The sequence below is a fragment of the Streptomyces rectiviolaceus genome (genome assembly GCF_039533825.1).
GTDB lineage: Bacteria > Actinomycetota > Actinomycetes > Streptomycetales > Streptomycetaceae > Streptomyces > Streptomyces rectiviolaceus.
On sequence record NZ_BAAAUG010000037.1, the window covers coordinates 14,272 to 33,130 of the forward strand.

The 18,859-nt window shown below is 68.4% G+C and carries 16 protein-coding genes and 1 pseudogene; 4 read left to right on the top strand and 13 right to left on the bottom strand.

Features of this window, described 5'->3' with window-relative positions:
• Positions 1–109: 109 nt before the first annotated feature.
• Both pafA and ABD378_RS12350 read right to left on the bottom strand, forming a co-directional pair.
• Positions 110–1,471, bottom strand: coding sequence for a Pup--protein ligase (pafA, locus tag ABD378_RS12345; RefSeq protein ID WP_055550703.1), 1,362 nt, complete (start codon positions 1,469–1,471; stop codon positions 110–112).
• Between the two features lie 9 nt (positions 1,472–1,480).
• A complete protein-coding gene (locus tag ABD378_RS12350; protein WP_344520695.1) occupies positions 1,481–2,740 on the bottom strand; it encodes an MFS transporter in 1,260 nt (419 codons plus the stop codon).
• Between the two features lie 131 nt (positions 2,741–2,871).
• Between ABD378_RS12350 and ABD378_RS12355 the strand changes: the two genes are divergently transcribed.
• Positions 2,872–3,897 carry a LacI family DNA-binding transcriptional regulator gene (locus tag ABD378_RS12355; RefSeq protein ID WP_344520697.1) on the top strand — a complete coding sequence of 342 codons (1,026 nt, stop codon included), beginning with the start codon at positions 2,872–2,874 and terminating at the stop codon, positions 3,895–3,897.
• Positions 3,898–3,964: 67 nt separating this feature from the next.
• Here ABD378_RS12355 and prcA read toward each other — a convergent pair whose 3' ends face one another.
• From prcA to arc, 6 genes and pseudogenes are all read right to left on the bottom strand, one after another.
• Complete coding sequence (gene prcA, locus ABD378_RS12360; protein ID WP_344520698.1) at positions 3,965–4,753, bottom strand: proteasome subunit alpha; 789 nt, start codon at positions 4,751–4,753, stop codon at positions 3,965–3,967.
• 53 nt (positions 4,754–4,806) lie between these two features.
• Positions 4,807–5,652, bottom strand: a complete 846-nt coding sequence (gene prcB, locus ABD378_RS12365) for a proteasome subunit beta (protein ID WP_344520699.1) — start codon at positions 5,650–5,652, stop codon at positions 4,807–4,809.
• Positions 5,604–5,811, bottom strand: a pseudogene (locus ABD378_RS12370) (endonuclease domain-containing protein); the annotation flags it as partial. The gene prcB and the pseudogene ABD378_RS12370, both read right to left, overlap by 49 nt.
• A 90-nt stretch (positions 5,812–5,901) precedes the next feature.
• Positions 5,902–6,120, bottom strand: a complete 219-nt coding sequence (locus tag ABD378_RS12375) for a ubiquitin-like protein Pup (RefSeq protein ID WP_249590985.1) — start codon at positions 6,118–6,120, stop codon at positions 5,902–5,904.
• 124 nt (positions 6,121–6,244) lie between these two features.
• Positions 6,245–7,756, bottom strand: coding sequence for a depupylase/deamidase Dop (dop, locus tag ABD378_RS12380; RefSeq protein WP_344520702.1), 1,512 nt, complete (start codon positions 7,754–7,756; stop codon positions 6,245–6,247).
• Between the two features lie 213 nt (positions 7,757–7,969).
• Positions 7,970–9,736: a proteasome ATPase gene (gene arc, locus ABD378_RS12385; RefSeq protein WP_160503984.1), complete on the bottom strand. Its 1,767-nt coding sequence runs from the start codon at positions 9,734–9,736 to the stop codon at positions 7,970–7,972.
• Between the two features lie 254 nt (positions 9,737–9,990).
• On the opposite strand from arc, the gene ABD378_RS12390 reads away from it, so the two are divergent.
• Positions 9,991–10,305 (top strand): ferredoxin, encoded by a 315-nt coding sequence (locus ABD378_RS12390; RefSeq protein ID WP_344520703.1) that lies wholly within the window; start codon positions 9,991–9,993, stop codon positions 10,303–10,305.
• 79 nt (positions 10,306–10,384) lie between these two features.
• Here ABD378_RS12390 and ABD378_RS12395 read toward each other — a convergent pair whose 3' ends face one another.
• From ABD378_RS12395 to ABD378_RS12405, 3 genes are all read right to left on the bottom strand, one after another.
• On the bottom strand, positions 10,385–10,963 hold the full coding sequence (locus ABD378_RS12395) for a hypothetical protein (protein WP_344520704.1): 579 nt from the start codon (positions 10,961–10,963) through the stop codon (positions 10,385–10,387).
• 202 nt (positions 10,964–11,165) lie between these two features.
• Complete coding sequence (locus ABD378_RS12400; protein WP_344520705.1) at positions 11,166–12,077, bottom strand: tRNA (adenine-N1)-methyltransferase; 912 nt, start codon at positions 12,075–12,077, stop codon at positions 11,166–11,168.
• A 49-nt stretch (positions 12,078–12,126) separates the two neighbouring features.
• Complete coding sequence (locus tag ABD378_RS12405; RefSeq protein ID WP_344520706.1) at positions 12,127–13,680, bottom strand: site-2 protease family protein; 1,554 nt, start codon at positions 13,678–13,680, stop codon at positions 12,127–12,129.
• Positions 13,681–13,810: 130 nt separating this feature from the next.
• Between ABD378_RS12405 and ABD378_RS12410 the strand changes: the two genes are divergently transcribed.
• Together ABD378_RS12410 and ABD378_RS12415 are read left to right on the top strand one after the other, a co-directional pair.
• Positions 13,811–14,701 (top strand): RecB family exonuclease, encoded by an 891-nt coding sequence (locus tag ABD378_RS12410; protein ID WP_344520708.1) that lies wholly within the window; start codon positions 13,811–13,813, stop codon positions 14,699–14,701.
• Between the two features lie 14 nt (positions 14,702–14,715).
• Entirely contained in the window at positions 14,716–15,387 is a 672-nt protein-coding gene (locus ABD378_RS12415) for a response regulator (protein ID WP_135332738.1), read from the top strand.
• Between the two features lie 60 nt (positions 15,388–15,447).
• On the opposite strand, the gene ABD378_RS12420 is transcribed toward ABD378_RS12415, so the two are convergent.
• Together ABD378_RS12420 and ABD378_RS12425 are read right to left on the bottom strand one after the other, a co-directional pair.
• Positions 15,448–17,034, bottom strand: a complete 1,587-nt coding sequence (locus ABD378_RS12420) for an ABC transporter substrate-binding protein (protein ID WP_344520709.1) — start codon at positions 17,032–17,034, stop codon at positions 15,448–15,450.
• A 67-nt stretch (positions 17,035–17,101) separates the two neighbouring features.
• On the bottom strand, positions 17,102–18,709 hold the full coding sequence (locus tag ABD378_RS12425; RefSeq protein ID WP_344520710.1) for an ABC transporter substrate-binding protein: 1,608 nt from the start codon (positions 18,707–18,709) through the stop codon (positions 17,102–17,104).
• Positions 18,710–18,859 lie beyond the last annotated feature (150 nt).

Sequence of the window (18,859 nt, forward strand, 5' to 3'; positions counted from 1 at the left end):
GATCTTGTCGGTTGGCGTGCGCGCAACTCTACGCATGGAGAAGGGCGCCGTACGAGGAACGTACGGCGCCCCGCGTTGCGTTCCCGCAACGCACCTCCTGTATCGGGGGTTACATACCGGCGATCAGTTTCTCCACCCGGTCGTCGACCGACCGGAAGGGGTCCTTGCACAACACGGTGCGCTGTGCCTGGTCGTTGAGCTTCAGGTGCACCCAGTCGACCGTGAAGTCGCGGCGCTGCTCCTGGGCCCTGCGGATGAAGTCGCCGCGCAGCCGTGCGCGGGTCGTCTGCGGCGGCACCGACTTGCCTTCGAAGATCTTCAAGTCGTTGCAGATACGGGCGGCTTGACCCTTCCTCTCCAGGAGGTAGTAAAGCCCTCGACGGCGGTGGATGTCGTGATACGCGAGGTCTATCTGCGCGACCCGCGGATGCGACATGGTCATGTTGTTCTTCGCTCGGTACCGCTCGATGAGCTTGTACTTCATGACCCAGTCGATCTCCGTGCCGATGCGGTCGAGGTCCTCGGCCTCGATCGCGTCGAGCGTGCGGCCCCACAGCTCGAGGACCTGCTCGACCGTGCCCGTGCGGATGCCGCGGCGGTCCACGAAGTCCACGGCCTTCTCGTAGTACTCGCGCTGCACTTCGAGGGCCGAGGCCTCACGGCCGCTGGCCAGGCGCACCTTGCGGCGGCCCGTAATGTCGTGACTGACCTCGCGGATCGCCCGGATCGGGTTCTCCAGGGTCAGGTCGCGCATCACCGTGCCCGCTTCGATCATGCGCAGGACGAGGTCGGTGGCGCCGACCTTCAGGAGCATGGTCGTCTCGGACATGTTCGAGTCGCCGACGATGACGTGCAGCCGGCGGTAGCGCTCGGCGTCCGCGTGTGGTTCGTCGCGGGTGTTGATGATCGGCCGGGAGCGGGTGGTCGCGGAGGAGACCCCTTCCCAGATGTGCTCGGCACGCTGACTGACGCAGTACACGGCGCCGCGCGGAGTCTGCAGCACCTTGCCCGCGCCGCACAGCAGCTGTCGCGTGACGAGGAAGGGAATGAGGATGTCCGCGAGCCGCGAGAACTCCCCGTGCCGGGCCACCAGATAGTTCTCGTGGCAGCCGTAGGAGTTTCCCGCCGAGTCGGTGTTGTTCTTGAAGAGATAGACGTCGCCCGCGATTCCCTCCTCGTGCAGGCGGCGTTCGGCGTCGACGAGCAGGCCTTCCAGAATGCGCTCGCCCGCTTTGTCGTGGGTGACCAGCTCGGTCACGTTGTCACATTCCGGTGTCGCGTATTCCGGATGTGACCCGACGTCAAGATAGAGGCGGGCGCCGTTCCGCAGAAAGACGTTGCTGCTGCGGCCCCATGAGACAACACGGCGGAAGAGGTAGCGCGCCACCTCGTCAGGAGACAGACGCCGCTGTCCCCTAAACGTGCACGTGACGCCGTACTCATTCTCCAGCCCGAAAATGCGGCGGTCCATGACTGAACATTACGCCTGATGCCCTGCCCTGAAACCGGGTTCGACGGCACCGTTTCGATCATTTTCCGATGAACCCGCAACGACCGCTGAATCAGCGGGTAGTGCGAGCGCCCGCGCTGTGGCCAGCAGGACAAGCAGCGCGGCGATCCCCGCGAGCCCCGGAACGGCGAAGCCCCACACGGTCCCGCCCCACTCGACGACCGGCCCCGCCGCGGCCGTGCCGAGCGACGCGCCGACCGTGAACGTCGTCACGAGCCAGGAGAACGCCTCGGTGACGGTGCCCCGGGGAGCGTGCCGGTCGACGATGATGAACGCGCATGCGAGCGCCGGCGCGAGGAAGACCCCCGCGACGCCCGCGAGCGCCGTCATCGCGACGGCGCCGGGCGTCAGCGTCAGCGGCCAGTAGCCGAGTGCGAGCAGGGCCACCAAGAAGGTCAGCCGCTTCTCCGGTACGCCTGCCCACTGCCGCGCCCCGTACACGGATCCGCCGATGAGGGCGCCGAGTCCGAGCGCCGCCATCATCCAGCCGTACACCGCGTCGCCGCCGTGCTCATCGGCGTACGACACACCGGCGACGGTGATGGAACCGAGCGCCATGCCGATGAAGAGGAACGCGCCGAGCAGCGCGATGAGCCCGGGTGAGCGCAGCGCGCCGAGCCAGTGCGCCTCGCGGGGCGCCGAGCGCCACGCGCGCGAGGGCTTCGACATCACCACGGAGAGGGCGCCGAGCACACCGATGACGTTCACGACGAGCAGCGCGACCTGCTCCGACCAGAGCGCCACACAGCCCGTGATGAGCAACGGCCCGACGGTGAACATGACTTCCTGGGCGATGGCGTCCATGGCGTACGCCCTGTGGACCTGCTCCTCCTTGCCCAGGACGCTCGGCCACAGCGCGCGCAGGCCGCCCTCCAGGGGCGGTGTGAAGAGACCTGCCACGCCCACCGCGACGTACCCGAGGCCGAGCGAATCGGGCCCGGTGAAGGCGAAGGCCCCCATGCCGAGGGCGGAGATGACCGCCGACGGAAGCTGGATCCGCGGCTGCCCGTAGAGGTCCACCAGGCGGCCGAGCAGCGGCTGCCCCACCGCGTTGGCCACGCCGTACACCGCGGCGAGACCACCGGCCAGGCTGTACGTCCCGCCCTCCGCGCGGATGAACAGCACGATGGCGATCGCGGCGGTGGCGTTCGGCAGCCGGCCCACCAGCGTGCCCGCGAGGAGACGCCCCGCGTATCTCGTCCGGAGGATCTCCGCGTACCCGGCAGCCATGCTTCCCGCCCCTCCGCTCGGCGACGTCGCACCGAGGTTTTACGTATAACGTCGAGCGTCATACGTACCATGAGCGCTCACCGCGGGTCCATCCCGATCTCCCCGCGGGACCGACCTGGGAGGTACCAGTAGTGGCCGGGCCACAGCAGGAGGCCGCAGGGCCACGCCCCACGAGCCGCGACGTCGCACGCGCCGCCGGGGTGTCCCAGGCCACCGTCTCCCTCGTGTTCGGCGAGAAGTGGCGCGGCCGGGTCGCCGAGCGCACCGCCGAGCGCGTCAGGGCCACCGCCCGCGAACTGGGCTACCGCCCGAACCTCGCGGCCCGCAACCTCCGCCTCGGCCGCACCAGGACAGCGCTCCTCGTGGTCCCCGCCCTCACCAACGAATTCTTCGCCCGCGTCTACACCGGAGCCGCCCGCGTCGCCGGCGAACACGGCTTCGGAGTCGTCCTCTACCCCTCCCCCGACGGCCTGGGCCCCGCCCGCGACCCCTTCGACTCCAGCCGCGCCGCCCTCGACGGCATTCTCGCGTCCTCCATCGCATCCGACGCCCTCGCCACCATCCAGGGAGACGCGCTCCCCCTGGTCATGCTCGACAGCGACCCGGCGGGCAGCCTCGGCGCGGCCACCGTCAACCTGGACATCGGCGACGGCATGCGCCAGACCGCCGAGCACCTGCTCGCCCTGGGCCACCGCGACTTCCTGCACCTCGCCGCGGGCGTCGACTCCTGGACCTTCGACGTACGCTCCGACGCCCTCGCACAGGCGCTGAGGGGCACCGACGCGGCCGTACGCACCGTCCGGGCGCCCCTCACCGTCGACGATGCCCGCACGGCCGCTGAAGCCGCCCTCTCCGCCCCGGGACCCCGCCCCACCGCTCTCGTCTGCGACGACGACATCCTCGCCGCGGGCGCCTGCAAAGCGGCCCGCAGGCTGGGCCTGCGCGTGCCCGAGGACCTCTCGGTGACCGGCTTCGACGACCTCACCCTCGCAACCGCCGTGGAACCCGAACTCACCACCGTGCGCCTGCCCGCGGAACTGTTCGGCGAACGCGGCATGACGTCCCTGCTCGCCGTCCTCGACGGGCGCACACCCCGGACCGACACCCTCCCCGTCGAGCTGGTGATCCGCGGCTCGACGGCACCCGCCGCCCGTTGACCCCCCACATGCGTACGCCCCGCGCCCCGGCCGCTGGGCCGGGACACGGGGCGTACGACGAACCGAACTACTCCTCGGTCGACCCGGAGTCGGGGGCGGAGCCGGATTCGGCATCCAGCTCCTCGTTGTCGGACTCCGCGTCCGTGGGCGCCGAGGCGTCCCCCTCGAGCAGCCGCGCCAGCTGACGCCCGACGATCCGCTTGAACTTCCGCTGCTGCGGCCGCGTACGGTCCAGGACCGCCACCTCGAGCCGCTCCGCGGGGATCTCCCGCTCACTGCCGTTGGTGTCGCGGGACAGCGACTGCACGGCCAGCTTCAGCGCCTCGGCGAGCGTCATCCCGTCACGATGACGCTGATCGAGATACGTGCTGATCTGTTCGGCATTGCCGCCGACCGCGACCGAGCCGTGCTCGTCCACGATCGAACCGTCATGCGGAAGCCGGTAGATCTGATCGGCGTCAGCCGTGGCACCCACCTCGGCGACGACCAACTCCACCTCGTACGGCTTCTCCGCCTGGCTCGAGAAGATCGTGCCAAGCGTCTGGGCATAGACGTTCGCGAGCCCACGGGCCGTCACGTCGTCACGGTCGTAGGTGTACCCACGCAGATCGGCGTACCGCACGCCACCGATCCGCAGGTTCTCGTACTCGTTGTACTTGCCGGCGGCCGCGAAGCCGATCCGGTCATAGATCTCGCTGAACTTGTGCAGCGCACGGGACGGGTTCTCGCCGACGAACACGATGCCATCGGCGAACTGCAGCACAACAAGGCTGCGACCACGGGCGATGCCCTTGCGGGCGTATTCCGCCCGGTCAGCCATGGCCTGCTGGGGTGAGACATAGAACGGCGTCGACACCGGCTATCCGTCCCTTTCTGTCAGTGACTCAGTCAGTGGCGAATACGGATCGATCAGAGCAGCGAGGCCCGCGGGCCGTCGGGCTGCTCCAGGCGCCGCTCCAGGATCGAGCGGGCGATCTCGGAGGACTCGTCGTCCGCCAGCCTCCGGAAACCCTCGTCGGAGATCACAGTCACGATCGGATAGATGCGGCGGGCCACATCCGGGCCACCCGTCGCCGAGTCGTCGTCCGCGGCGTCGTACAACGCCTGCACGACGAGCGTCGTCGCCTCCTGCTCCGTCAGATCGTTGCGGTAGAGCTTCTTCATCGCCCCACGCGCGAAGACCGAACCGGAGCCGGTGGCCGCGAAGCCGTGCTCCTCGGAACGGCCGCCCGTGACGTCGTACGAGAAGATGCGCCCCTTCTCGCGGTCCACGTCGTACCCCGCGAAGAGCGGGACAACTGCCAGGCCCTGCATGGCCATTCCCAGATTCGACCGGATCATCGTGGAGAGACGATTGGCCTTGCCCTCCAGGGAGAGCGTGGCACCCTCGACCTTCTCGAAGTGCTCGAGCTCCAGCTGGAAGAGCTTGACCATCTCCACGGCGAGACCGGCGGTGCCTGCGATGCCGACGGCCGAGTACTCGTCGGCCGGGAAGACCTTCTCGATGTCGCGCTGCGCGATGACATTGCCCATGGTCGCCCGCCGGTCACCGGCGAGCACCACGCCGCCGGGGAACGTCGTCGCCACGATCGTCGTGCCGTGCGGCGCCTCGATCACACCCTGCGTGGGCGGCAACTGCCGGTTGCCCGGCAGGATCGCGGGCTGGTGCTCGGACAGGAAGTCCATGAAGGACGAAGAACCAGGCGTCAGGAAGGCAGCTGGTAGACGCCCGGTGCTACGAGTGTTGGCTTCCACGCGTTTCCTTCCAGGTAAGTGACGGCCCGCCGCAAAGTGTCAGGATCTTCTCCCAACTCGCCGATGGCCGCATTGCAGTTGAAGCACAGTACGTCAGGGACCCTACCCGGCTCATGGGAGTGATCCACATGTGCGGCTGGGGGCGTTGAGACAGATCACATCGACTCGCGTCGACGCCGCCGGTCATGCGCGGCCCGGTACTCCGCCACGCATTCCCGGCACCGCTCGCGCCCTCGCCCGCCGCGCCCGTTACTGCCCGCCCTTTTGAACAAATGAGCGAACGAAGTCCTCGGCGTTCTCTTCAAGCACGTCGTCGATCTCGTCCAGGACGGAGTCCACGTCGTCGCTCAGCTTCTCCTGGCGCTCCTTGAGGTCTTCGGAGCCCTGCGCTTCCTCTGTCTGCTCCTCGACCTCCTCGGTGGAACGCGTTGCCTTCTGCTGTCCGCCGCCGGTGTCCTTGGTCGCCATCTACCTCACCCCGCTCGTTAGGTTCGATGCACTTGATCAGACCCTATAAGCCAGGTCTGACATCGGCCCCGTAGTTACTGCAACGTCCGGGGACCACCTCGATGATTCCCACACGCCGGGTCTTTCAGCCTCCGGAGAGCACCCGTACTAGGTCCTCTGCCGTGCGGCAGCGGTCCAGGAGCTCCTTGACGTGGTTCCGCGTGCCGCGCAGCGGCTCCAGTGTGGGCACGCGCTGGAGCGAGTCGCGGCCAGGAAGGTCGAAGATGACCGAATCCCATGAGGCAGCGGCCACGTCGTCCGCGTACTGCTCCAGGCACCGGCCGCGGAAGTACGCGCGCGTGTCCTCAGGAGGCTTGGTCTGGGCGCGCTCGACCTGAGGCTCCTCCAGAAGGCGCTTCATCTTGCCTCGGGCCACCAGACGGTTGTAGAGGCCCTTGTCGGGCCGTACGTCCGCGTACTGGAGGTCGACCAGGTGCAGCCGCGCCGCGTCCCAGTCGAGGCTGTCACGGCGGCGGTAGCCCTCCATGAGCTCCCGCTTGGCGACCCAGTCGAGCTCTCCGGAGAGGCTCATCGGATCGCTCTCCAGACGGCCCAGGACGTCTTCCCAGCGGGCGAGGACGTCCTTGGTCTGCTCGTCGGCGTCGGAGCCGTACCGCTCCTCCACGTATTTGCGGGCCAGCTCGAAGTACTCCATCTGGAGCTGGACCGCGGTCAGTGTCCGGCCGCTACGGAGCGTGATCAGGCGCTTGAGTGTCGGGTCGTGCGAGACCTGGTGCAGGGTGCGCACGGGCTGGTCGACGGCGAGATCCACCGCGATGAAGCCGTCCTCGATCATGGCGAGGACCAGGGATGTCGTGCCCAGTTTCAGATACGTCGAGATCTCGGAGAGGTTCGCGTCGCCGATGATGACGTGCAGGCGGCGGTACTTCTCGGCGTCGGAGTGCGGCTCGTCCCGAGTGTTGATGATGGGCCGCTTGAGGGTGGTCTCCAGGCCCACCTCGACCTCGAAGTAGTCGGCGCGCTGGCTGAGCTGGAAGCCGTGCTCGTGGCCGTCCTGGCCGATGCCGACGCGGCCGGCGCCCGTGATGACCTGCCGGGACACGAAGAACGGCGTCAGGTGGCGCACGATGTCCGAGAAGGGGGTCTCCCGCTTCATCAGATAGTTCTCGTGCGTGCCGTACGAGGCGCCCTTGTTGTCGGTGTTGTTCTTGTAGAGGTGGATCGGCTGGGCGCCGGGCAGCTGCGCGGCGCGTTCGGCCGCCTCCGCCATGATGCGTTCGCCCGCCTTGTCCCACAGGACGGCGTCCCAGGGGTTGGTGACCTCGGGTGAGCTGTACTCGGGGTGCGCGTGGTCGACGTAGAGGCGCGCCCCATTGGTGAGGATCACGTTGGCGAGGCCGATGTCCTCGTCGGTGAGCTGACTGGCATCGGCGGTCTCACGGGCGAGGTCGAAGCCCCGTGCGTCCCGCAGGGGGTTCTCCTCCTCGAAGTCCCAGCGGGCGCGTCGCGCCCGGTGCATCGCCGCGGCGTAGGCGTTGACGATCTGGGACGAGGTGAGCATGGCATTGGCGTTCGGGTGGCCGGGGACGGAGATGCCGTACTCCGTCTCGATGCCCATTACTCGCCGTACGGTCATGCGGCCCTCCTTGCCCGGCGGCGCTCCCCTTCGGGAACGGCGCTCAAGTACCGCTGGTTCTCCGGTGCGTGTGCGGTGCCCGTCCCCGCACTGCGCGACTCGGCGGTACCGAAGAGCCTAGAGCGCCTTTGCGCTGGTGGGGAGATCATTGCCTTCATTGAAAAACAGACAGCTGCGGGTACCCACGAAGGACACCCGCAGCCGCCCTGTCTTCTACAGGTACTGACCGGTGTTCGCCACCGTGTCGATGGAGCGCCCGGTGTCCGCGCCCTGCTTTCCGGTGACGAGCGTACGGATGTACACGATCCGTTCGCCCTTCTTGCCGGAGATGCGGGCCCAGTCGTCCGGGTTCGTGGTGTTGGGCAGGTCCTCGTTCTCCTTGAACTCGTCGATGCAAGCCTGCAGGAGGTGAGAGACCCTGATGCCCTTCTGGTTGGCGTCGAGGAAGGCCTTGATGGCCATCTTCTTGGCGCGTCCGACGATGTTCTCGATCATGGCGCCGGAGTTGAAGTCCTTGAAGTACAGGACTTCCTTGTCGCCGTTGGCGTACGTCACCTCGAGGAAGCGGTTCTCCTCGGACTCCGCGTACATCTGCTCCACGACGGACTGGATCATGCCGTCCACGGTGGTACGCCGGTCGGCGCTGTGTTCGGCGAGGTCGTCCGCGTGCAGCGGGAGCCGCTCGGTGAGGTACTTGGCGAAGATGTCCTTCGCCGCCTGGGCGTCCGGGCGCTCGATCTTGATCTTCACGTCGAGTCGTCCTGGCCGCAGGATCGCGGGGTCGATCATGTCCTCACGGTTGGAGGCACCGATGACGATGACGTTCTCCAGGCCTTCCACGCCGTCGATCTCGGCGAGCAGCTGGGGGACGATGGTGTTCTCCACGTCCGAGCTGACTCCGGATCCGCGGGTGCGGAAGAGGGATTCCATCTCGTCGAAGAAGACGATGACGGGGGTGCCCTCGCTCGCCTTCTCCCTCGCACGCTGGAAGACCAGGCGGATGTGACGCTCGGTCTCGCCGACGTACTTGTTGAGGAGTTCGGGGCCCTTGATGTTGAGGAAGAAGCTCTTCCCCGCAGCCGCTCCGGTCACCTCGGCGACCTTCTTGGCAAGGGAGTTGGCGACGGCCTTCGCGATCAGCGTCTTGCCGCAGCCGGGGGGCCCGTACAGCAGGACGCCCTTGGGCGGCCGCAGTTCGTGCTCCCTGAAGAGGTCCGGGTAGAGGTAGGGCAGTTCGACCGCGTCGCGGATCAGCTCGATCTGGTTGCCCAGGCCGCCGATCTGTTCGTAGCCGATGTCCGGTACCTCTTCGAGGACGAGCTCTTCGACCTCGCTCTTGGGAACCACTTCGTAGACGTAGCCGGAGCGGGGTTCGAGCAGGAGTGCGTCGCCGGGGCGGATGGTGACGTCGAGGAGTGGCTCGGCGAGCCGTACCACCCGCTCCTCGTCGGTGTGCCCGACCACCAGGGCGCGCTCGCCGTCCTCGAGGATCTCCTTGAGGGTGACGATGTCCCCCACGCTCTCGTACTCCATGGCCTCGACCACGTTGAGCGCTTCGTTGAGCATTACTTCCTGGCCGCGCCTGAGCTCTTCGAGCTCCACGCTGGGGCTGACGTTCACCCGGAGCTTGCGGCCCCCGGTGAAGATGTCCGCCGTGCCGTCCTCGTTCGCCACGAGGAAGACTCCGAAGCCGGCCGGCGGCTGCGCGAGCCGGTCGACTTCCTCCTTGAGGGCCACGATCTGGTCTCGGGCCTCACGGAGCGTGTTGGCGAGCCGCTCGTTCTGTGCGGATACGCCGGCCAGGTTGGTCTGCAGCTCGACGATCCGCTCTTCGAGAATCCTCGTATGCCGCGGAGAGTCGGCGAGCTTGCGTCGCAGGACGGCGATTTCCTGCTCGAGATAGGCAACCTGACCGGCGGGGTCCTCAGACCCTCGCCCCGGCCGGATGCCGCGGTTGATGTCGTCGTCGTGGGCTGCCACGGTCCTCACCTCCTCCAAGGGGAGCTGGACGCTTCCAGACCCTACCTGGGTGGGTGTCGATTGAAACCCCTAGATCACAAAGACGGTAGAGGTGTGTCCGATCTTCACCCTTGCGCTCTCCCTCACGTCAGGTCATTACCCACCCAGCAACATCGGAAAGCGGGCGGTTGTATCGTCGAAGCGTTCAACACCCGTCAGGGCTGGCCCGACTTGTACCCGAGTCGGTGGGCTCGACGCAGCGATCGGCAGGAGAGATGACCGTGCAGAACGAGGCTGGGACCGGCCCTGAGGGCCGCGATCTCCTGGAGGTCTGGATCGACCAGGACCTCTGTACCGGCGACGGCATCTGCGCGCAGTACGCGCCCGAGGTCTTCGAGCTGGACATCGACGGTCTGGCCTATGTGAAGAGCGGTGACGACGAGCTCCTGCAGACGCCGGGCGCCACAACGCCCGTACCGCTGACGCTTCTGCGTGATGTGGCGGACTCGGCGAAGGAGTGCCCCGGCGACTGCATCCACGTGCGTCGCGTTTCGGACAGCGTGGAGGTCTACGGCCCCGACGCGGCGTGAGGCCGCGAACTCAGCGATGAAGAAGGGCCTGTGCCCGCCGTCGGACGGCGGGCACAGGCCCTTCTTCGTGTCTCTTCGGTCACACGCTGTGCGCCCCGGCCGGCGTGGACCGCGCGAACGTGCCGTCCTTCCATTGCCACTTGGCCTCGTCCTCGAGGTCCGGGCAGCAGCTGGGCACGCTCGGTGACGAGTACCCGAGGAGCGTGGCGGTGATCACACCATCACGTACGGCGAAGTCGCTGACGTTCTGGCGGTCCCCAGGGTCGACGAGGGTGGCGACGACCCTCGGCTTGCCCTGCGTGGCCCGCGTGACGACGTACACGCCGTCGGGGGGCGTGCCCGATCCGGCGGCGCAGTGCACCACGGCGACGGTCTCGGATCTGCCGTCCCCGTCGAGGTCCCCGGAGGCCTTCTTCTTGACCACGGGTTTCACGCTGCCGCAGGTGATGGGGTACGTGACGGTGGCCGCGTCCGGGGCGGGCGCGGGGGCCGCCGCGGTCTTGCTCGACGGCTTGGAGCCCGGCTGGGCGGCGTTCGCGGGGTCGGGCTGCAGAAAGGACGAGCCGGCGATGACGGCGGCGAGCGCGGCCGCGGTGGCCAGCCAGTGGATGGGGCGGGTGGTGTTGTGTGCCAGTTCCGGGACGGCGGGGTGCTGCACTAGGAGTGTCTCCTGTGAGGGCTGTGCCGGTGGGGGAGGTGGCCAGCATCGTGCCATACCTCACAGTGAGGCGGAACACCGGGGTCGACGGCTTCCGTGAACGGAAAGGCGCCGCAGCCGAGTTCCCCGGTCGAAGGGGGAACTCGGCTGCGGCGCCAGTGCGTTCAGCGGGTGTACGCGGGTGACTGCGCTGTCAGCGCTGTCAGCCCTCCGCGCGGGGTGTGCCGCCGCCGGCGTTCGGGCCGGTGTAGTCGTCGCCGTACGCGCCCTTGGAGGGGCGGCGGCGGCGCATGGGCGGCTCGACGCCGTCCGCGAGGCGGCGGGCGGTGAGCAGGAAGCCGGTGTGGCCGATCATGCGATGGTCGGGGCGGACCGCGAGGCCCTCGACGTGCCAGTTGCGGATCATCGATTCCCAGGCGGTCGGCTCGTTGAAGCCGCCGATCTCTCGGATGGACTCGACGGTCCTCGCGAGCTGGGTGGTGGTCGCGACGTAGCAGCAGAGGATGCCGCCCGGGACGAGCGCCTTGGAGACGACGTCCAGGCACTCCCAGGGGGCGAGCATGTCGAGGATGACGCGGTCGACGTCGGTGTCGCTCAGGTTGTCCTGGAGGTCGCCGACGGTGAGCTGCCAGGCGGGGTGCGGGGCGCCGAAGTAGCGCTCCACGTTCTGCTGGGCGATCTCGGCGAAGTCCTCGCGGCGTTCGTACGAGTGCAGCATCCCCTCGTCGCCGATGGCGCGCAGGAGGAAGCTGCTGAGCGAGCCGGAGCCCACACCCGCCTCGACGACGCGGGCGCCGGGGAAGATGTCCGCGAAGGCCAGGATCTGCCCCGCGTCCTTGGGGTAGACCACGGCGGCGCCGCGGGGCATGGAAAGGACATAGTCGGGGAGCAGGGGGCGCAGCGCGAGGTAGGCGACGTTTCCCGTGGTGCGGACAACGCTGCCCTCGGGAGCACCGATCAGCTCGTCGTGGGGGAAGGAACCCTTGTGGGTGTGGAAGTTCTTCCCGGCCTCGAGCGTGAACGTGTAGTGGCGGCCCTTGGGGTCGGTCAGCTGAACCTGGTCCCCGACCTTGAAGGGCCCGCGTCGGCGGGCGGCACCGGTCGGTTCGGACATGTGAACAGCCTACCGGCCCGTGCGGGGGCCCAGGACCAGGGTGGCGGCGTCAGCTGGGGCGGGCCATCGCCTTGACGAAGGCGCGCTCCACATCGGCGGCGGACAGGACTCCGTAGATCTCCCCGGAGGCCTCGACCACGAGGTACTCCGTGGCGGGCGTCGCCCGGAGGGTGTCGAGGAGCTCTTCGCCTGCGAGCTCGGCGGAGATCCGCATGCCTTCGGTGATGTCCTGGGCGAGGCCGCTGACGGTGACCCAGGGGCGGCGGTGCTCGGGCACGCCGACGATGCCGGCCTCGCGGACCACCGACATCGGGTCGCCGTCGGCGTCGACCACGACGAGGGCGCGGGCGCCCGCGTCGTTGGCGCGGCGCAGCGCCTCGGAGAGCGGGGTGTTGCTCTCGACGGGGACGGCGCGGCGGGTCAGGGCGCGGGCGCGGAGCTCGGGCAGGTGTTCGCGCAGCCGGGCCATGCGGAGGCTGTTCCCCGCGCCGGTCCAGATGATCGCGGCGAGGATCGCGGCCAGCAGGGCGTCCGTGACGGTGTCCATGCCGCCGATGTCCTGGGTCTCGCCGCCGAGCGCGCCGGACTGGTTGAGGAGGGGCAGGCCGATCAGGACGGAGATGGCGAGCGCGCGGCCGACCCAGGCGGCGGCGATCGTGCCGCTCATGGGCTTGCCGGTGATCTTCCAGACGACGGCGCGGAGCATGCGGCCGCCGTCCAGGGGCAGGCCCGGCAGAAGGTTGAAGGCGGCCACGATGAGGTTGGAGATCATCAGGCCGGCGAGCAGGACGCCGGGCACGGTGCCGGGTTCGACGGCGCGCATGCCCGCGTAGAAGACGCCCGCGAGGACGAGGGAGAGCAGCGGGCCCACGAAGGCGAGGACGAACTCGCGTCCCGGTGTCTCCGACTCCTTCTCGATCTCCGAGACCCCGCCGAAGAACTGCAGCTGGATGCGGCGCACCGGCAGTTTGAAGCGCAGGGCGGCGACGGTGTGGGCCAGCTCGTGGACGAGCACGGAGGCGTAGAAGGCGACGGCGAAGAAGAGGGAGACGAGGTAACGGGCGTTGCCGAGTTCGGGCAGGACGCGGTCGAGCTGGCCGCCGAAGACCCAGGTGATGAGGGCGGCGACGAGGAACCAGCTCGGCGCCACGTACACGGGCACGCCGAAGGGGCGCCCCATCAGCAGCCCTCCCCCGGGGCCCTTCTTGTCCTTGGGAGGGGTGAGCTTGGGAGCGGGGCCGTGGCTGGCGTGGGCGTAGTCGGGGTGGGCGTCCCGCGGCGTCTTCGCGGGCGGGTCCTGCGGGATCTTCGTGAGGCGGTCGCCGGGCCGCGGGGGTTCCTCCACGGGACGCGGTGCCTGGTCGGGTGCCGCATCGGGGGCCTGGGGCCGGGCGGTGCCGTCGCCGCCGTCGCCGCTGTCACCACCGGCGGTGCCGGCGGTGCTGTCAGGGCCCTCCGCGCCCTCGGAGCCTCCCTGCACGGGCCTCGCGGAGTCGGCCGTGTCCACCGGACGTGGCGACTCCGGGTGGCCGTCCGCCTCGTCCGGCCGCAGGCCGTCCGTCCCGTCGGACCGCGGCCTGCCGCTCCCGCCGCTCTCGTCCACGATGTCCCCTCGTTCGATAAGCGTCCCTCGCTCCTGTCCGGCGCGGTACACGCACGATCATGCAGGGCGAGAGGGTCTGTCGTCGATGGTATGCGGCTGTTGTCAGTGGCGGGTCGTAGGGTCTGTCCTCATGGAAACAAGGACCGAGGGTGCCGTGACGGCCGTGACGGCCGTGCGTCCGGCGTCCCTGTCGCCGTCGCGCGCCAGTGACTTCATGCAGTGCCCCTTGCTCTACCGGTTCCGGGTGATCGACAAGCTGCCGGAGAAGCCCAGCGAGGCGGCGACCCGCGGCACGCTGGTGCACGCCGTCCTGGAGCGGCTCTTCGACGCGCCTGCGGGCGAGCGGACCGCGCCGCGCGCCAAGGCCCTGATCCCGGGCCAGTGGGACCGCCTGCGCGAGGCCAAGCCCGAGCTGACGGAGCTGTTCGCCGGCGACGAGCAGGGCGAGCGGCTTGCGCGCTGGCTGGCGGACGCGGAGAAGCTCGTCGAGCGCTGGTTCACCCTGGAGGACCCGACCCGCCTGGAGCCCGCCGAGCGCGAGCTGTTCGTGCAGGCGGAGCTGGACTCGGGCCTGAAGCTGCGCGGCATCATCGACCGCGTGGACGTGGCGCCCACCGGCGAGGTCCGCATCGTCGACTACAAGACGGGCAAGGCCCCCCGCCCCGAGTATGCGGAGGGCGCGCTCTTCCAGATGAAGTTCTACGCCCTGGTGGTGTGGCGCCTGAAGGGCGTGATCCCGCGCCGCCTCCAGCTGGTCTATCTGGGCAGCGGCGACGTCATCACGTACGACCCCAGGACCGAGGACCTCGAACAGGTCGAGCGGAAGCTGCACGCGCTGTGGGAGGCGATCACGCTCGCCACCGAGACGGGTGACTGGCGGCCGCGGCCGACGAAGCTCTGCGGCTGGTGCGACCACCAGGCCGTATGTCCGGAATTCGGCGGGACTCCCCCGCCGTACCCCCTTGCGGTGAGGGTGCCCGAGTCCGAAGAGGACGCGCAGGGCAGAATGGCCCCGGGCTAGCTAAGGAGAGTTACGTGGCGATCCGTGTCCTACTGGTCGACGACCAGCCACTGCTGCGCACCGGGTTCCGGATGATTCTGGAGGCCGAGCAGGACGTCGCGGTCGTCGGCGAGGCCGGAGACGGCCTGCAGGCTCTCGACCAGGTGCGGGCGCTGCAGCCCGATGTGGTCCTGATGGACATCCGCATGCCGCGGATGGACGGTGTCGAGGCGACCCGGCAGATCACCGGGCCCGGCCGGGACGGACCGGCGAAGGTCCTGGTCCTGACCACCTTCGACCTCGACGAGTACGTGGTGGAGGCGCTGCGGGCGGGTGCCAGCGGCTTCCTGCTCAAGGACGCCCCGGCGAACGAGCTGGTGCAGGCGATCCGTGTGGTCGCGTCGGGCGAGGCGATGCTCGCGCCGAGCATCACGCGCAGGCTCCTCGACAAGTACGCGGGTCATCTCCCGTCGGGCGACGAGCCGGTGCCCGACACCTTGCACACGCTCACCGAGCGGGAGGTCGAGGTCCTCAAGCTGGTGGCGCGCGGCCTGTCGAACGCGGAGATCGCGGCGGACCTGTTCGTGAGCGAGACAACGGTCAAGACGCATGTGGGCCATGTGCTCACGAAGCTCGGGCTGCGCGACCGGGTGCAGGCGGCCGTGTACGCGTACGAGAGCGGCCTGGTGCGGCCCGGCGCCCAGTAAGAGAAGGAAAAAAGGTGGCCGCCCCTGAGCCAGGGGCGGCCACCTTTTTCGTTCCCGCGATCAGGCCTTGCTGAGCTCCCAGAAGCGGAACACCGTCGACGCGTCGAGGCACGACTCGACGCCGTACACGTCGTCACGGATGACCGCGTACTGCTTGGCCTGCCAGACCGGCAGGATCGGCAGCTCGTTCGCGACGATGTCCTGGAGGTCGGAGTAGTCCTCGTCGGTCTTGGTGCGGTCGGTCTCGGCGGCGGTGCCGGGGATGATCTTCCCGGTGATGTCGCTGTTCTGGTAGCGGTTCTCCAGAACGTTGCCCTTGCCGAAGAACGGCTGCGTGAAGTTGTCCGGATCCGGGTAGTCCGGCACCCAGCCCTTGACATAGACGCCGTACTTGCCGGACTTGATGTCCCGCTCGTACTGGCTGAATTCGATCGACTTCACGTCGGCGTCGAACAGACCGCTCGCGTTGAGCTGCTTGGCTATCGCCTTCAGCTCCTGGTCGGTCGAGGGGCCGTAACGCGAGGGCGTGGACCAGAGCGTGAGCTTGACCTTGCCGCTCAGGCCCTCCGCGCGCAGGGCGGCCGCGGCCTTGGAGCGCTGCGGGCGGGCGCCGTAGGTGTCGAAGAAGGCGGTGTTGTGACCGCCGATCCCGGCCGGGACGATCGAGTACAGCGGCGTCGCCGTGTCCCGGTAGACGTCCTTGACCAGGGCGTCACGGTCCAGGAGGTACGCCATGGCCTTGCGGACGCCCAGCTTGCCCGCGACCGGGTCCTTCATGTTGAAGACCAGGTGCTGGACCTCGGCGCTGGTGCCCTCGACGACGTCGATGTTCTGGCTCGCGTCGGAGGTGTCCTGCTCGATGTCCTCGATGTCCTTGGCGGCGAGGCCTCGGTACGCGATGTCGATCTCGTCGTTCAGGAGCGCCTTCTTCAGGCCCTTCTGGTCGTCGTGGAAGAACTTGAGGGTGACGCCCTTGTTCTTCACCTTGGCGGTGCCCTTGTAGTCGGGGTTGACCGAGAAGACCGCCTGCTCCTTGTCGAAGGAGTCAAGCTTGTACGGTCCCGAGCCCGTGGCCTCGTCGCCCCCGCGCAGCGCGTCCATGTCGTACGAGGCGTGGTCGACGATGGAGCCCGCACCGGAAGCGATCTTGCTGGGGAAGGTCGCGTCGGCGTACTTGAGCTTGAAGACGACCTTCTTGGCGTTCGGAGTCTCGACGCGGTCGAGCATCGGGAACATGATCGCCGGACCGGCGTCGTCGTTGATCTTCATCATGCGGTCGAAGGAGTACTTGACGTCCTTCGAGGTCAGCGCGTTGCCGTTGCTGAACTTCAGGCCGTCCCGCAGCGTGCACTCGAAGACCTTGGTCTCCGTGTCGGTGAAGCCGCACTCCTTGGCGGCCTCGGGCTCCGGCTCCGTGGCCCCGTTCGGGAAGCTCATCAGGGACTGGAAGACGTTGTTGAACAGGAGCCATGACCCGGGGTCGTAGCCGGATGCCGGGTCGGTGGCCAGGACGTCGTCCGACATCCCCATCACCACCGAGTCGCCGTCCTCCCCCGCTCCACCCGATTCCGTGCCGCAGCCGGTCAGCAGGGCGGCGGCCAGTCCTCCCGTGAGGGGCAGGGCCAGCCACTGGTTCCGCAATTTCACGTACGTGCCTTGTCGTTGATGTCCATCGGTGGAGCGGAGTCCGGCGGTGTGCCGGTGTGCGCGGAGGTCAGCCGCTCACACCGCGGCCGAGCTCCCACAGCTGCAGGTTCGAGGAGGAGTTGAGGGCCCACTCGACGCCCGTGATGTCGTCGCGGGCGGCGATGTACTGCCTGCCCTGCCAGAGAGGGAGCACCGGCACGTCCTCGGCGACGATGTCCTGGATCCTCTGGATGCTCTTGGAGGCGGTGAGCCGGTCCGCCTCGCGGCGCGAGTGCGGGATCAGCTCCTCGTTGATGGTGCGGTTCACGTACGGCGAGCCGAGGAAGTTGTCCTTGTCGAGGAACGGCGCGAGGAAGTTGTCGGCGTCGGGGAAGTCGGGGAACCAGCCCATCCCGTAGACGTCGTACGCGCCCTTCTGCTCGGCGGCGCGGAAGGTGTTCCAGACCTCGCCCTTGATCGACACGTCGAACAGGCCGCTGGCGTTGAGCTGCTTCTTGAGCAGCTCGAACTCCTTCTTGGTGGCCGGGCCGTAGTGGTCGGTCGTGTAGTGCAGGGTGAGCTTGACCGGGGTACTGATGTCGGCCTTCTGCAGCAGGTTGCGGGCCTTGGCCGCGCTCGGGTCGCCATACTTGTTGAAGAACGAGTTGGTGTGGCCCGTGACCGTGGTCGGCACCAGGGAGTAGAGCGGCTCGGCCGCGTCGCCGTACACGCCGGTCGCGAGGGCGCCGCGGTCGATGACCTGCGCCATGGCCTGGCGGACGGCCTTGGACTTGACGGTGGTGGCGTCCGTGTTGAAGCCGAGGTAGCGGATCTCCAGGCCGGGCATCTCGACCAGCTCGATGTTCTTGCCCGGGTCCTCGTCGAGCTGCTTGATCTGCTCGGGCGACATGGTGCGCGTCATCATGTCGATGTCGCCGCTCTTGAGGGCCTTGCCCATGGCGTCGGTGGAGTCGTAGTTGCGCAGCTCGATCTCGTCGCTCTTGGGCTTCAACGCGCCCTTGTAGTCGGGGTTCTTGGAGAACACCGTCTTGATGAGCTGGTTGCCCTTGACCTCTTGCTTGGCGGTGTAGGGGCCCGAGCCGTCCACGTCGAAGCCGTCGCGCAGCTTGTTCTTCTCGTAGTGGTCCGAGCTGACGATGCCCGCGGTGGGCGTGGCCAGCTTGTACGGGAAGGTCGCGTCGGGGCTCTTGAGGTGGAAGACGACGCCCCGGTCGCCCTGGGTCTCGATCGCGTCGACGTTGGCCACCAGGCCGTCGGAGCCGCTGGGGTCCTTGACCTTGATGTCCCGCACCCGCTCGATGGAGAACTTCACATCGGTGGCGGTCAGCGGCTTGCCGTCGGCGAACTTCAGGCCCTTGCGCAGCGTGCACTCGTAGCGCTCGTTGCCGGTGTCGGTGAACCCGCACCTCTCGGCGGCCTCCGGCTCCGGCTCGCCGTCGCCGCGCGGCATGGCCATCAGCGTCTGGACCGTCTGGCGCAGGATGTTCCAGGAGCCCGCGTCATAGGCGTACGCCGGGTCGAAGGGAGCCGGGACCTCGGGCGAGGTGGCGAACCGGTCCGTGGTGCCGACGGCGATCGCGTCGTCTCCCCCACCGTCGCCCGCCCCTCCGCACGCCGCGAGCGCGGGAGCGAGCAGACCGATGACGGCCGGCAGCACCAAAGTCTTACGGTTCATGCTCGACGTTCTCCAGAGCTGTTGGTCCCGTCGGGACCGGCAACGAGGGGTGGGGTCAGTCGGTCCGTGGGGGCAAGGCGATGTTCTCGCGACGACATTAGTCCGCGCCACCAGGAGGGCCGGAAGGGACCGGAGTTGACCCCCAATCAC